At 61.6% G+C, this 14,636-nt stretch carries 12 protein-coding genes; 5 read left to right on the plus strand and 7 right to left on the minus strand.

Features of this window, described 5'->3' with window-relative positions; translation table 11 throughout:
• Nucleotides 1–172: 172 nt before the first annotated feature.
• Nucleotides 173–2,329 carry a M3 family metallopeptidase gene (locus tag CNX70_RS00455; protein WP_244198987.1) on the minus strand — a complete coding sequence of 719 codons (2,157 nt, stop codon included), beginning with the start codon at nt 2,327–2,329 and terminating at the stop codon, nt 173–175.
• Nucleotides 2,330–2,583: 254 nt separating this feature from the next.
• Here CNX70_RS00455 and CNX70_RS00460 point away from each other — a divergent pair, with 254 nt between their 5' ends.
• Nucleotides 2,584–2,955 carry a DUF6404 family protein gene (locus CNX70_RS00460; protein ID WP_096232585.1) on the plus strand — a complete coding sequence of 124 codons (372 nt, stop codon included), beginning with the start codon at nt 2,584–2,586 and terminating at the stop codon, nt 2,953–2,955.
• Nucleotides 2,956–2,972: 17 nt separating this feature from the next.
• Here CNX70_RS00460 and CNX70_RS00465 read toward each other — a convergent pair whose 3' ends face one another.
• Nucleotides 2,973–3,191, minus strand: coding sequence for a SlyX family protein (locus tag CNX70_RS00465; protein WP_046683207.1), 219 nt, complete (start codon nt 3,189–3,191; stop codon nt 2,973–2,975).
• A gap of 161 nt (nt 3,192–3,352) precedes the next feature.
• Between CNX70_RS00465 and CNX70_RS00470 the strand changes: the two genes are divergently transcribed.
• Both CNX70_RS00470 and CNX70_RS00475 read left to right on the plus strand, forming a co-directional pair.
• Nucleotides 3,353–3,730 carry a type II toxin-antitoxin system RelE/ParE family toxin gene (locus CNX70_RS00470; protein WP_244198988.1) on the plus strand — a complete coding sequence of 126 codons (378 nt, stop codon included), beginning with the start codon at nt 3,353–3,355 and terminating at the stop codon, nt 3,728–3,730.
• Nucleotides 3,727–4,083, plus strand: coding sequence for an addiction module antidote protein (locus tag CNX70_RS00475; RefSeq protein WP_096232587.1), 357 nt, complete (start codon nt 3,727–3,729; stop codon nt 4,081–4,083). The genes CNX70_RS00470 and CNX70_RS00475 overlap by 4 nt, the downstream gene beginning before the upstream one ends.
• 7 nt (nt 4,084–4,090) lie before the next feature.
• Here CNX70_RS00475 and CNX70_RS00480 read toward each other — a convergent pair whose 3' ends face one another.
• Nucleotides 4,091–6,151 (minus strand): UvrD-helicase domain-containing protein, encoded by a 2,061-nt coding sequence (locus CNX70_RS00480; RefSeq protein ID WP_096232589.1) that lies wholly within the window; start codon nt 6,149–6,151, stop codon nt 4,091–4,093.
• Between the two features lie 209 nt (nt 6,152–6,360).
• Here CNX70_RS00480 and CNX70_RS00485 point away from each other — a divergent pair, with 209 nt between their 5' ends.
• Complete coding sequence (locus CNX70_RS00485) at nt 6,361–6,846, plus strand: SRPBCC family protein (RefSeq protein ID WP_096232591.1); 486 nt, start codon at nt 6,361–6,363, stop codon at nt 6,844–6,846.
• 1 nt (nt 6,847) lies between these two features.
• On the opposite strand, the gene CNX70_RS00490 is transcribed toward CNX70_RS00485, so the two are convergent.
• Both CNX70_RS00490 and CNX70_RS00495 read right to left on the minus strand, forming a co-directional pair.
• Nucleotides 6,848–7,969 carry an HD-GYP domain-containing protein gene (locus CNX70_RS00490; protein ID WP_244198989.1) on the minus strand — a complete coding sequence of 374 codons (1,122 nt, stop codon included), beginning with the start codon at nt 7,967–7,969 and terminating at the stop codon, nt 6,848–6,850.
• 163 nt (nt 7,970–8,132) lie between these two features.
• On the minus strand, nt 8,133–9,581 hold the full coding sequence (locus CNX70_RS00495) for a dihydrolipoyl dehydrogenase (RefSeq protein ID WP_096232593.1): 1,449 nt from the start codon (nt 9,579–9,581) through the stop codon (nt 8,133–8,135).
• 129 nt (nt 9,582–9,710) lie between these two features.
• Between CNX70_RS00495 and CNX70_RS00500 the strand changes: the two genes are divergently transcribed.
• Nucleotides 9,711–10,601 (plus strand): ArgP/LysG family DNA-binding transcriptional regulator, encoded by an 891-nt coding sequence (locus CNX70_RS00500; RefSeq protein WP_096232595.1) that lies wholly within the window; start codon nt 9,711–9,713, stop codon nt 10,599–10,601.
• Between the two features lies 1 nt (nt 10,602).
• On the opposite strand, the gene CNX70_RS00505 is transcribed toward CNX70_RS00500, so the two are convergent.
• Entirely contained in the window at nt 10,603–12,660 is a 2,058-nt protein-coding gene (locus CNX70_RS00505) for a primosomal protein N' (protein ID WP_096232597.1), read from the minus strand.
• A gap of 840 nt (nt 12,661–13,500) precedes the next feature.
• Nucleotides 13,501–14,586, minus strand: coding sequence for a uroporphyrinogen decarboxylase (gene hemE, locus CNX70_RS00510; protein ID WP_096232599.1), 1,086 nt, complete (start codon nt 14,584–14,586; stop codon nt 13,501–13,503).
• Between the last annotated feature and the right edge of the window lie 50 nt (nt 14,587–14,636).

Genomic DNA, 14,636 nt, shown 5'->3' on the forward strand with positions numbered 1-14,636 from the left:
GGCGCTGCGACGAAGACAGTACGCATGTACGGCTAGGAGCTGCAACGCCGCCATCGGCATTTTCTCGGGCTCGCGTCTCCGGCCCGCCATTTTTACGTTTTTACGCCTGACACCTTTGCCTTTCAATGCGTCGGACAGCTTAACTGAACGGCATTACTGTTTACTTGCCGACTTACTTGCCGTTCAAGCCACGGCGTTGCAGCAGCGGCTCGATCTTCGCATCGCGGCCGCGGAAGTTACGGTAGATGTCGAGCGCATCGGCGCTACCGCCGCGCGACAGCAACTTGGCTCTGAACCAGTCGCCGTTCTTGCGCGTCAAACCGCCGTTTTCCTTGAACCATTCGACCGTGTCCGCATCGAGCTTTTCCGACCACAGATACGCGTAGTAGCCGGCCGAGTAGCCGCCCGCGAACGCGTGCGAGAAATACGTGGTGCGGTAGCGCGGCGGCGCCGGGGCGAAATCGACGCCAGCCTGCGCCAAGGCGGTTTTTTCAAACGCCAGCACGTCGGTGGGGATCTGTGCCGGGGTCAGCTGGTGCCAGCGCTGGTCCAGCAGGGCCGACGCCAGGTATTCCGTGGTTTTATAGCCCTGGTTGAAATTGTCGGCCGCCGTCACTTTGGCCAGCAGTTCGGCCGGGATGGCCGCGCCCGTTTGATAGTGCTTGGCGTAGTTTTGCAGCACTTCCGGCCACAGCGCCCACATTTCATTGACTTGCGACGGATATTCAACAAAGTCACGCGGCACGCTGGTGCCGGCAAAGCGCGGGTATTTCACGTTCGAAAACATGCCGTGCAGCGCATGGCCGAATTCGTGGAACATGGTATTGACTTCGTCAAAAGTCATCAGGGTCGGCTGGCCCGCTTCCGGCTTTGGAATGTTGAGGTTATTCGCAATCACCGGCTTGCGATTCAGCAAGCCCGACTGGCCCACGTAGGCATTCGCCCAGGCGCCGCCGCGCTTGTTGCTGCGCGCGTAAGGGTCCAGCGTAAAGATGGCCAGCTGCGTGCCATCTTCATTGAAGACGTCGTACACCAGCATGTCGGACGTGTAGACGGGCAAGTCGGTGCGCTGCTTGAAGGTGAGGCCGTACAACTTGCCAGCGGCAAAGAACACGCCCTTGGTCAGCACGCTATGCATTTCAAAGTACGGTTTGAGTTGCGTCTCATCAAAGTTGTAGCGTTCGGCGCGTACCTTGTCGCTATAGAAGGCCCAGTCGGCAGCGCCCACCTTGAAGCCGCCTTTGCCTGCATCGATGACCTTCTGGATATCGTCCGCTTCACGCCGTGCATTGACGACGGCCGGCTTCGCCAGCTCGCCCAGCAGGGCGTTCACGGCGGTGGTGTCGTGTGCCGTCTGGTCTTCCAGCGAGTAGGCCGCGTAATTCGGGTAGCCCATCAGCGCGGCACGTTCGGCGCGCAGTTTCGCCAGTTCCAGCACTTCGGCGGTATTGTCGAACTCGCCGCCACGGCTGCCGCGCGCTTGCGAGGCGGCCATGATGCGTTCGCGCACGGCGCGGTTGGTCAGCAGCGACAGCGGCGCCTGGCCCGTCGTGTTGACGAGGGCAATCACGTATTTACCATCGAGGCCGCGCTTCTTGGCCAGGCCGGCAGCCACTTCGATGGCGGCCGGCGACAGGCCGTCGAGTTCTTCGCGCGTATCGACGACGACGGCCGAGGCGTTCAATTCTTTCAAGACATTTTGCGCGAACTTGGTCGACAGGGCCGCCAGCTGGCCGTTGTAGGCACGCAGCTTTTGTTTGTCAGCCGCCGACAGCTTGGCGCCCGCGCGTACAAAATCCGTGTGATAGCGTTCCAGCAAACGCTTCGATTCGGCATCGAGGCCCAGCTTGTCGCGCTTGGCGTACAGGCTGTCGATGCGCTTGAACAATTTATCGTTGAGCATGACCGCGTCGCTGTGGGCCGCCATTTTCGGCGCCAGTTCGCGTTCCAGGCCCTGGATCGTCTCATTCGTGTTGGAGCCGGACATCACGGAAAACACGGTGCGCACGCGGCTCAGCAGCTGGCCCGAGCGTTCCATGGCGACGATGGTGTTGTCGAACGTGGCCGCTTTCGGGTTATTCGCAATCGCGTTGATTTCCGCCAGGTTGGCGGCCATGCCTGCCGTAAAGGCGGGTGCGTAGTCGGCATCCTGCACCTTGTCGAACGGCGGGTAGTTGAATGGCAGGCTGCTCGCTTGCGCGAACGGGTTCGAGGCGGGCAAGACGGCGGCCGCGGTAGCGGCAGTGGCAGGCAGCGTGGTGGCGGCAAAGGCGGCGGCTGGTGCCAGCATCAGGCTGGCGGCGATGACGAGCATTGTAGGACGGGTCATGTCTTCTTTCAAGAAACGCAAGAGAGCCGCGATTGTGTCGCGGGCCAGCCTGAAATAATAACAGCCTGACACACTTGCGTCACCAGCAAAACCGATGGTAGCGATACGCCCATATACGAAAGGTTTTCATGCCCGACTCTCCGGACATGCACGCCAATACGGCAGCTCCTCTGCCCGTACCAATGAAAAATATCAATACTCAGCTGACCTGTATGGCATATAGTATCCATTAGGCAACAATACACGGAGAATCCATGAGCTTTGAGCACCGCAAGACACGCGCCCTGGAACTGTTGAGCAGCACGGGCATGGCCCGCAGCCATTACGCGCCGCCGCTGATACGCCTGTTGTGGAAGGCCGGCGTGCAGGTTGCGCCGCCGCATTTCCAGTCCTTCCTGCGTACCGCGCTCGGCATGGGACTCTGGTTCGGCATGTTCTGGGGCCTGATCATGTGGATTTTTTTCTGGTCGCGGCCCGATGCCGCCACCCCGTTATCACCCCTGGCGGCGCTGGTGGCGGCCTGCGCGGCAGGCAGCCTGTTTGGCATCGCCATGGCCAGCGTCTATGCCCGCGACCGGCGCAAGCACCAGTTGCCGGTATGGACCGCGCTGGACGAGCAGCGGTAACCAGGCAATTGCCTTGATTAATAATGCGGCGGACGTTCGTTCACCAGTCCGCCATTTGCCTGCTGCGCTCCGTCGCGCACGTGCTCACCCAGCTTGTGCAGCATCGCCTCGAGCTGGTCGATGCGCTTGCCTTGCTGGTACACCATCTGGTTCAGCGACTCGACCAGGTCTTCCTGCTGCGCCAGCTTGATTTCGATATCGACGAAACGTATTTCCATCTGTTCTGCATTGTCCATGGTGCTCTCGGTGATTCCTGACTGAAAGCGGCATTCTACCGCCGCAGCGGCATGAGCCAGCACAAACCTCGTCCATTCCCCATCGGTCCGGTGGCCATTTCTGCCTATTCTTCCCTGATGGCTGAATCAAACCGCTTGACGAATGAGAACAAACGATTACAATGGACGTATCCACCTTGCCTGACCTGATCGACACGCGCAAGACGGCCGAATACCGGCGCTGGGAAGACTCCCTGCACGACGTGGCGGCGGCCGCCATCGATGCGCGCATCAAGCATTTGCAGCATGGTAAAAAGGGCGACTGGCGGCCAGTGGGCGAAGGCGTGTGCGAGCTGCGTTTTTTACAGACGGGACCCGGCTGGCGCGTGTATTTTCACGAAACGAATCGGGGCACGCTGATCTTGTTGCTGCTGGGTGGAGACAAATCGAGCCAGCAACGCGACATAAAGCAGGCGCAAGCGATACTCAAGGACTTGAAAGCCCGGCAGGCGGCCCTGAAGAAAGCGGCGGCGGCATCCACAGGAGCACGAAAGACATGAACCAGGACATCCAACACGACACCTTCGACCTCGACGACCTGGAAGCATTAGGCCTGAGCAAATTTGATCCGGCGCAACACCTGACCAGCAAAGCCGCCGTGGCCGCCTACATGAGCGAAATCGTCGCCACCGGCAACGCCGAGCTGTTCCAGGCCGCCATGAACGACGTGGTGCGTGCCTACGGCATGGGCAAGGTGGCGGCGCGGGCCGACATCACACGCGAAGGCGCGTATAAAGCCTTGCGCGAAGGCAGCAAACCGCGCTTCGAAACCATTTTAAAGATGCTCGATGCGCTGGGCATGCAGCTGGCCATCGTGCCGAAAACCACGCCGGACGGCGCCGTGGAAGCGTGAACGCCGCTTAAGCCTTCGGCGTGGCCAGCAAGGCCTTCATGCGCGCCAGCCGTTCCTTGGGCGAAATGATTTCCGACTCGGTCGGCACGGCGTCGCCCACGTCGAGTTGCATTTCCTTGATGAAGCGCGACGGGTCGCAATGGACTTGCTCACCGGCCCGCTTGCGTTTCTTGCACCAGGTGACGTGCAAGGTGCGCTGGGCGCGCGTGATGCCCACATACATCAGGCGGCGCTCTTCCTGGATGCGCGCGGCGATGGTTTCGGCCGGTGCGTCAGGGTCGCCCTTGTGCGGCAAGATGCCCTCTTCCACACCGACCAGGAATACGTGCGGGAACTCCAGCCCTTTCGAGGCGTGCAAGGTGGACATGCGCACGGCATCCTGCTCTTCGTCCTTGCCTTCGAGCATGGTCATCAGAGCCACCATCTGCGTCAGTTCCAGCACGTTCTTTTCTTCGCCGTCGCGGTCCTTGCCGCCCCTGCCCCGTTCCTTCAGCCAGTTGACGAATTCCAGCACGTTCTGCCACTTGCTTTGCGCTTGCCGTTCCTCGAAGGCATCGTACAGATACGATTCGTAGTGAATTTCCTTCATCATGTCGTCCAGCACTTCGGCCGCGTTGTCGCCGCTGCCGGCCGCACCGGGACGGCTGGCGCGCGATTCGAGATCGTTGATGAAGTTGCAGAAATCGCGCAATGGCCCCAGTTGGCGGTCCGTCAGCTTGGCCTCGATACCGCCCTTGAACACGGCCTGGAACAGCGAGCACTGCCACTGCCCCGAAAACGCGCCCAGCACTTCCAGGGTCGACTGGCCCACGCCACGGCGCGGCGTCGTCACGGCGCGGATGAAGGCCGGGTCATCGTCTTCGTTGGCCAGCAAACGCAGATAGCTGATGATGTCCTTGATCTCGGCCTTGTCGAAGAAGCTCTGGCCGCCCGAAATCGTGTACGGAATGCGTTCCTTGCGCAGACACTGCTCGATGATGCGCGCCTGGTGGTTGCCCCGGTACAAAATCGCATAATCGGAAAACTTGTTCTTGCGCTCGAAATGGTCGGCCGAGATCATGATGGCGACCTGCTCCGCCTCCTGCTCGTCCGTCTGCATGCCCAGCACCTTGATCGGCTCGCCCAGGCCATGTTCGGACCACAGCGACTTTTCAAACAGTTTCGGGTTGTTGCCGATGACGGCATTGGCCGCGTTCAGCACGCGCATGGTGGAGCGGTAATTCTGCTCCAGTTTGATGACGCGCAAGTCGGGGAAATCCGTTTCCAGCGTCTTCAGGTTTTCCACGGTGGCGCCGCGCCAGGCATAAATGGCCTGGTCGTCGTCGCCCACGGCCGTAAACATCGGCTTCTTGCCGATGCCCGTCACCATCAGTTTCACCAGTTCGTACTGGCACGTATTCGTATCCTGGTACTCGTCGACCAGCAGATAGCGCAGGCGGCGCTGCCACTTGTCGCGCACGGGGCCGTTGTTGCGGAACAGTTCCACCGGCAAGCGGATCAGATCGTCGAAATCGACGGCCTGGTAGGCGGAGAGCGTTGCCACATAGCTGCGGTAGATGCGCGCCGCGTTCGCCTCGTCCTCATCCTTGGCTTGCGCCAGCGCCGTGTCCGGGTCGATCAGGCCGTTTTTCCACAAGGACATGGCGCTCTGGATGCCGCGTATCACCTGTTTATCGGTGGTAATGGCCAAGTCTTGCACGAGGGAAAAACAGTCGTCGCTGTCCATGATGGAAAAGCGGTCTTTCAATCCGACGCCATTGGCTTCCTGGCGCAGGATTTTCACGCCCAGCGAGTGGAAAGTCGATACCGTCAACTGCTTGGCCTGGCGCGGTTGCTTCAAGAGCTTGGCGATGCGTTCCTGCATTTCCAGCGCCGCCTTGTTGGTAAAGGTCAGCGCGGCGATGGTGCGCGGGTCATAGCCACGGTCTTCGATCAGATGGGCGATCTTTTGCGTGATCACGCGCGTCTTGCCCGAACCGGCGCCCGCCAGCACCAGGCAAGGGCCGTCGAGGTAGGTAACCGCTTCGCTTTGGGGCGCATTCAGACCGAACTGTGGTGCTTTGGACATCAGGGTATTTCCGCAGGGAACAGCAGCCCATTGTAACAGCGTCGCGCGGGCCAATTGCATGGCGGCCCATGCCTGAAAAACAGGCAATAACATGGATATCTCGTGCTGTGCCGCCATCTTGGCCCATGCCATGCGTGCGGCGATGTCAGCGCTGGAGTACCATTCCGCCTATATCGCGCGTGCGCGCCCACTTACCGAATGACAGTCCCATGAAATTTGAACACCTGATTGAAATCAACGATCCGCTCAACCCGCTGATCGACACCCTGAGCCTGGAACAAGTCTGGCGCGGCCTGGTCTTGCGCGCCGAGTCACCCAGGCTGTTCGTGCCGCACCTGGACGAGTGCCAGATCAGCGAGCGCAGCGACGCCGGTTTCGCGCGCAGCCTGCGCTATGGCGAGCTGGTCATCAACGACAGGGTAGTGCTGGTGCCGCAACTGCAGGTGCGCTACGAAGTGCCGGCGCAACAGGATATCAGCGCGTCTTCGCTGGTGATGACCATCGAGATGCCCGATGAAGCGAGCCTGTGGGTGCGCTTCCAGTACGACGACGGCCACGACGCGGCCACCGATGCGGCCAACGCCCTGTACGACGACTTCCGCCGCTCCGCCTACAAGGAGTCCGACATCGACACGGTGCGCATCATGCGCGAACTGGCGGCCGAGGGACGGCTGGATGCGGGCTTGCTGAACTGAATTAAGCTCTGGCGCTGCGGCCCCACAGCTGGTCGGGGCGAAACTGCAGCCCCGCCTGCTCCGCGCTGAGCACTTCACGGATGGCGTGCAAGTCCACGCGCGTATCGCGCCGCAGCGGCACATCCAGGCGTGCGCCACGGGGGCCGATCAGCGACTGCACGTGGGGCGTGGTGGCATTCAAGCCCTTGCGCGTGACGACGCCGATTTCTCCATTCAACAGTTTGACGAAGGTGCCGACCGGGTAGATGCCCAGCTCGCGCACCAGCAGCGAGGCTAGCGGCGCATCCAGAGTGGCTTTGTCGGCCATCAGCATTTCGCGCAGGGCCACGTTCGGCAGCAAGGGCTGGCGATAGCTGCGCCTTGACACGCGCGCGCAATAGCGGTCGGCCAGCATGATCAGGCGCGCGCCGATACCGATCGCCTCGCCTTGCGTGCCCAGCGGATAGCCGCTGCCATCGATATTTTCATGGTGCTGCAGCACGGCTTGCAGCCAGACGGCGTCCGTCACGCCCGCCGCGCGCAGCAAGTCGACACCCGCTTGCGGATGGGCGCGCAAATAGGCGCGCTCCTGCGCGTCCAGCGGGCCCGCCTTGTGCTGGAAATCCGCATGGCGTTCCAGCATGCCCACATTCATGGAGAGCGCGGCCAGCAGCACGCTGCGGATCACACCATCATCGAGTTTCAGGGCGCGCGCCAGCAAGGCCGTGATGACGGCCGTGTCGACGCTGTGGCGCACGGCAAAGTCGCCCGCGCCCTGGTTGTGCAAGATGCAGGCCAGCGCCACATCGGCATCCAGTGCCACCGCCTCTTCCACCAGCTGCGCCAGCGGCACCAAGGATACGTGGCTGCCCGCCTGCCCGGCGGCAATGGCCGGCAAGACGAGGGCCAGCCCCGCCGTGACGAGGTTCAGCATACGCAGGGCCGACGGCGCTTCCGTCGCCGTGCGCGGCACGTCGGCACTGGTATCGGCGATGACGCCGCGCGCCAGCAGCAATGCGATCTGGTTCTCGCTGCTGATGACATGTCCCAGCCTGGCCAGCAAGCTGCCCGTCTCATCATGCACGTCCCAGGGCAGGGCCACGCCCAGGGCGAGTTCTCCCGCATAAATGCGCCGAATTTTCACATCGTCTCCGTCATCGCTAGCCGCCACCCTTTTTACCATCGGGTGGTCGTGGCCATATACCATTTGAAATGTTTTTTGCTTTTAATCAATATTCCAATGTGGCAACGATGATCGCGCAATCATGTGCGCTTGTCTACAAAATTGTGTAAATATCAAAATTGCATCAGACGCCAGGCGAGCAATCGGCGCAGCCCGGTGCGTGTTCCGGGTCTTTTTCCAGGTGCAGCGCCAGTTCGCGCAAGGCCGTGCGCACGCCTTCCTCGATGACGGGGTGGTAAAACGGCATGTCGAGCATGGCCGGCACCGTCAGCTGTGCCTGGCATGCCCAGGCCAGCAAATGGCTCAAGTGTTCCGCCCGTGGGCCGATCAGCTCGGCGCCGAGAAAGCGCTTGCTGCCGAACTCCGCATACACGCGCAGCAAGCCCTGGTTTTGCAGCATCACGCGGCTGCGGCCCTGGTTGCCGAACGACACGGCACCCACGGCAAAGCGGCCCGCGTGGCTCACGCACAGTTGCTGGTAGGTGGCGCCCAGGGTAGCGATTTGCGGCTCCGTGAAGGCGATCGCCAGCGGCGTGCGGCGCAAGCCAGGTTTGACGTCAGGAAAGCGCGCCGCATTCTCGCCCGCGATGCGGCCCTCGTCAGCCGCTTCGGGCAGCAGCGGCAAGGCGTTGTCGGCATCCCCCGCGATGAAGATGGCGCTCTTGCCGCACTGCATGGTGTGCGGGTCATGCAGGGGAATGCCGTGGCGGTCGAGTTCGATTTGTGCCGTGTCCAGGCCGATGTGATCCACGTTCGGACGGCGGCCGATGGCGGCCAGCACATACTCGAACTGCTCGGTTTTTTCCTGACCATCGCCATCGCGGCTGGTCAGCACGATGCCGCTGCCATCCGGTGTTTTTTCCACGTGCGCCACCGTGGTCTGGAAGCGGATGTCGAGTTCGCGCGCCAGCACGGCGCCCGCCTCGCGCAGCACCAGCGGGTCCGTCAGCTGCGCGACTTTATTGCCGCGCGCAAACAGGGTCACGCGCACGCCCAGGCGGGCCAGCGCCTGGCCCAGTTCCAGGCCAATGACGCCGCCGCCGACCACGGCGACCGATTGCGGCAAGTCCGTCCATTCGAACACGGCGTCGCTGGTGATGACTCTGTCGCCCGCCGCCCGCCACTCGGGCGGCACGATGGACGTGGAACCGGTGGCAATCACCACGCTGGCAGCTTCCACCAGCGTGTGTTCATCCACCTGCAATGTGCCGGGGGAAATAAAACGCGCATGGCCGCGCAGTTTTTCTTCGTCGGGGATGGCATTGACGCCGTCGAGGACGAACCCGACAAAGCGGTCGCGCTCGCTGCGCACCCGGCTCATCACCTGCTGGCCGTCGATGCGCACGGGGCCCGCATGCACGCCAAAAGCCGGCGCGCTCGCTACCGCATGGGCCGCCTCGGCCGCCGCGATCAAGAGTTTGCTGGGCATGCAGCCCACGCGCGCGCACGTCGTGCCGTACGGCCCGCTTTCGATCATCAGCACGCGCTTGCCCTGCATGCGCGCCGCCTTGTGCGCCGTCATGCCGGCCGTACCGCTGCCGATCACGGCCACGTCCACTTGTAGTGTTTTCATCGTGCTGTCCATCCCACTGAGGTTGCTCACAGCGTTCGATACTACCCGTTTGCCGAAAATAAGGTTTTACTTTGCTGCAATATATGTATTAGTATAACTAATCATTTTTTGAATTTATAAGCTGAGCTAATGGGATCACTCGATTATCGCGCGCTGGCCGTGCTGGACGCCGTGGCCAGCCATGGCAGTTTCGACAAGGCCGCCCTGGCGCTGGGCATCACCCAGTCGGCCGTATCACAGCGCATCAAGGCGCTGGAAGACGCCAGCGGGCGCTTGCTGATCATCCGTGGCCAGCCGGCCGTGCCGACGGGCCTGGGCCAGCGCCTGATCGTGCATCACCGCAACGTCAAGCTGATGGAAGCATCGCTCGACATCGACCTGGGCAACAGCGTCAGCATGCCGGAAATCGCCATCGCCATCGATGCCGACAGCCTTGCCACGTGGTTTCCCGACACTTTATACGCCCTGCTGGCGCCGCCGCGCTGCCAGCTTGACGTGCGTCTGGCCGACAGCGACAGCGCCTTGCAGATGGTGCGCGACGGCACGGTGTTTGGCTGCGTGGCGGCCGAGTCCGGTACAGCGCTGGACGCGGCGGCAGCCACCAGCGTCACGCCGCTGGGCACCTTGCGCTATGTCTGCGTGGCCACGCCCGTGTTTGCGGGCCACTGGTTCGGCGATGGTTTTATTGCCGAGGCAGTGCAGCTGGCACCGGCCGTGGTGGGCCAGCACGGCTTGCTGGCGCGTTTCCTTGCTGAACAACTCAATCTGCGCGAAGCATTTCCGCACCACACCTTACCAGTGGAAGCGGCGCGCCGCAGCTGCGTCCTGGATGGCCTGGCCTACGGCCTGATACCGCAGCGCCTGGCCGCGCCAGCGCTGGCAACGGAGCGCCTCGTGGATCTGCTGCCGGGCAGCACCCTGGACGTACCGCTGAGCTGGCATGCCTGGACCCTGGACACGCCGTTTACCAAGCTGCTGTCGGAGCAGATCGTCAAGTCGGCGCGCAATTACCTGAATTAACTTAAATATCCAGCGGGTCCACTTCCAGCGACCATTTCACGCGCGACTTCATGGCGCGCAGCTCACTTAACCATTCTTTTAAAAACGCCTGCAGCGCGGGCCGCGAGGGCGATTCCAGCAGCAGCTGGGCACGGTCCACGTTGTAGACGCGCGTCATGCTCATGGGAATCGGGTCATTGATGGTCACTTGCGGGTGCGCCATGCACTCCTTGGCCGCCTGCAGGAACTCGATGGCCGTGGCCAGCTCGGGCGCCTCGGCGCGCAGCAGGGCCTGGAACAGGTACGGTGGCAACGCCGCCTGCGCCCGCTCTTCCAGCAAGGTGGTGGCGAAATGGTCGTAATCGTGGTTGACGACGGCGTCGTACAGCGGATGGCGCGCATAGCGCGTCTGGATCAGCACCTCACTGACGCTGCCGCCTTCCGTCTGCGCGGCCCGCCCGGCCCGGCCCGCCACCTGCATCAGCTGGGCGAACAGGCGTTCGCTGGCGCGGTAATCCTGCGAAAACAGGGCCGTGTCCGGATTCAAAATGCCCACTAACGTCAGCTTTTTGAAATCGTGGCCCTTGGCCACCATCTGCGTGCCGATCAGAATATCCACTTCGCCCCGATGCACGGTGTCGAAGGCTTCCTGCGCGCTGCCCTTCTTGCGCGTGGAATCGGCATCGATGCGCAAGATGCGTGCCTCGGGAAACAATTGCTGCAAGCCCTCTTCCACGCGCTGCGTGCCGCGTCCCAGCGGCTGCAAATCGACGTTGCCGCAGGTGGGGCAATGGCGGGGAATGCGCAGTTCCAGGCTGCAATGGTGGCAGCGCAGCCGGTGTTCCGGCTTGTGCAGCACCATGAACGAGGTGCAGCGCGTGCAATTGCTGATCCAGCCGCACGATTCGCAGCAGATGACGGGCGAATAGCCGCGCCGGTTCAAAAACAGCAGCGACTGCTCACCGCGCTCCATGCGCAGTTTTAATGCAGCCACCAGGTGCGACGTCAGGCCATCTTTCGGCTTGTCGCGCTCCATGTCGAGGATCTTGACGCGTGGCAACACCGCATTCTTGACAGCCCGCTCGCGCAGTTCCAGCTTGCGGTAGCGCCCCGTCTGCGCGTGGTGCCAGCTTTCCAGCGAGGGCGTGGCCGAGCCCAGCACGATGGGAATCTGCAATTGCCAGGCGCGCCACACGGCCAGGTCGCGCGCGGAATAGCGCAAGCCTTCCTGCTGCTTGTAGGAAGGATCGTGCTCCTCGTCGATGACGATCAATTTGAGTTTCGGCAAGGAGGCCTGGATGGCTAATCTCGTGCCGAGCACGATGCGCGCCTGGCCCTGGTGGGCGGCCAGCCAGTGCAGCATGCGTTCGCCTTCGGACAGGCTGCTGTGCAGGGTGGCCAGCATGACGCCGGGAAAGCGCGCGCGGATATTGCCTTCCAGCTGGGGTGTCAGGTTAATTTCCGGCACCAGGATGAGGATTTGCGCCGCCTCGTCGCGCGCCAGCACCTGGGCGCAGGCTTGCAGATACACTTCCGTCTTGCCGCTGCCCGTCACGCCGTACAGCAGGGTCGGCTTGAAACCCAAGGCGCCGCCGATGGCGTCGGCCGCTTCCTGCTGCGCGGCATTCAGTGCCGGCATGTTCAGCGGCGTGCCATCGTGCGCATCGGCCAGCTTGGCCAGCTTCTTGATGGCGCGGTCCAGCGCCACGGTGGTGAGCACGCGCAAGTTCTTCGGTAAACCCGGCAGCGCCACTTCACCCAGCGGACGCTGATAGTAATCGGCGGCAAAGGCGGCCAGCGCCAGCCACTGTTCCGACAGCGGCGCCAGCTGGCTGCGCACGGCCAGCACGTCCTTCAATTTCGCGGCGGGCACGTCGGTACTGCTTGAGATGCCGACGATCAGCCCCATCACTTCGCGCCGGCCGAACGGCACCAGCGCCAGTTGCCCCACTTGCGGCAGCGCTACGTCCGCGCCGACGTCCGCATCCGCCGCCGCATTCCAGCGGTAGTCGAACAGGGCGTTCAGGGGCGTGTCGAGCGCGACTTTCAGGATGCACGACGTCAAAATGCACTGCGACATGGGGTTTGGCCTATCTTATAAAAAAACGCGCGGCAGGGTCAATCGCGCGCCGGGAGGTCCGGCATCAAGCCAGCGGGCCATGATACTTGTTTCGTCCGTCAAACGCCTAACAGCAGGCGGGACAGCGTGGCATCATGCCTGAAGAAAATTCTGTGGATAACTTTGTGGACAAAGCAAAATTAACTTTCATAAAAATGTGGACAGAGAATTTTGATCGCCGTCAAGAGGGGCACGCAAGAAAAATTAACTATTTAAAATCAATGACTTAAAAATTGATCCCCGAAAGGCGATAAATCCGTGGGGCATTTCCGCCGCTGTGCATAACTGAACCATTTCTGATTTTTTTATACAGGAATAAGCACCGTTTTGATGCATGCCTTGCGCAAAAATCTCCACCATATGCGGCAAAGTTGACAATTGCCGGGCAAGCGTTCGGTTTTGCCTGGCGGGCGGCGAAACATTGTTGAATGATCATGCAGTGCAACATGCACTTCAGGTGAAATCTGAACTTCGACGCTAAGTATCGGTTAACAAAATACTTTTTAATTTTATCCACAGAATCTGTTGATAACTTTGTGGACAATGAAGGAATAAGGCTGGCGAACGGAAGAATAACCTTATCAATTGCAACAAAGTCCGCCGGGCAAGGCATTTTTTATTTCTTAATAATCAAGCACTTGCAGAGCATCCCCGGGCATGGATTTTCGACTGCCTCTTATTTCCGCAGCAAAAAAAATTGTGCATAAGTCGGTATTTCCTGCTAGGGCGCAGCAAAGAAAAAGGCAGGCTTTCGCTGGAAAGCCTGCCTCTCTGCCCCTGTATCAGGGCAATGCGGTGAAATTACTGGCCGCTGCGCATGGCGCGGCTCATGCTGTGCACGGCTTCCACCATGGCTGCCACCGATTCCGGCGGCGTGAACTGGGAAATGCCATGGCCCAGGTTGAACACGTGACCCGTGCCTGCCGACGGCGCGCCAAAGGCGCCCAGCACTTTCGCCACTTCGGCGCGGATCTGCTCGGGGCTGGCGAACAGGATGGCCGGGTCGAGATTGCCCTGCAAGCCCACTTTATGTCCGACCAGCTGGCGCGCGCGCGTCAGGTTGACGGTCCAGTCCAGGCCCACGGCATCGGCGCCGATGTCGGCGATCTGCTCGATCCACTGGCCGCCGCCCTTGGTAAACACGATGGCGGGAATCTTGACGCCATCCTTGTCGCGTTTCAGCTGCGCCACCACTTGCTGCATGTAGGCCAGCGAGAATTCCTGGTAGGCGCCATCGGCCAGCGCACCGCCCCAGGAATCGAAAATCATCACGGCTTGCGCGCCGGCATCGATTTGCGCATTCAGGTACTGCGCCACGGAGGTGGCGTTAATCGCCAGGATGTGGTGCATCAGGTCAGGACGGTTGTACAGCATCTTCTTGATGGTATGGAACTCTTTCGAGCCGCTGCCTTCCACCATGTAGCACGCCAGGGTCCACGGGCTGCCGGAAAAACCGATCAGCGGCACGCGGCCATTGAGTTCCGTGCGGATTTGCGTGACGGCCTTGAAAACGTAGTCGAGCGACTCCAGGTCCGGCACTTGCAAGGCCTTCACATCCTGCTCCGTGCGCAGCGGGCGCTCGAACTTCGGGCCTTCGCCATCGGCAAAATACAGGCCCAGGCCCATCGCGTCGGGCACCGTCAGGATGTCGGAAAACAGGATGGCCGCGTCGAGCGGGAAGCGCTCCAGGGGCTGCAAGGTCACTTCGGTGGCGTAATCGGGATTCTTTGCCAGGCCCAGGAAGGAGCCGGCCCGCTCGCGCGTGGCGCGGTATTCGGGCAGGTAGCGGCCCGCCTGGCGCATCAGCCAGACAGGGGTGTGCTCGGTCGGCTGGCGCAACAAGGCGCGCAGGAAAGTGTCATTCTGGAGCGGAGCAAATTGTGGCATGGCAGGCAATCGAGCTTGGGAAGAAGCGGTATTATCGCATCCAATCGCCA

The sequence above is a fragment of the Janthinobacterium svalbardense genome (assembly GCF_002327145.1).
Classification (GTDB): domain Bacteria; phylum Pseudomonadota; class Gammaproteobacteria; order Burkholderiales; family Burkholderiaceae_D; genus Janthinobacterium; species Janthinobacterium tructae.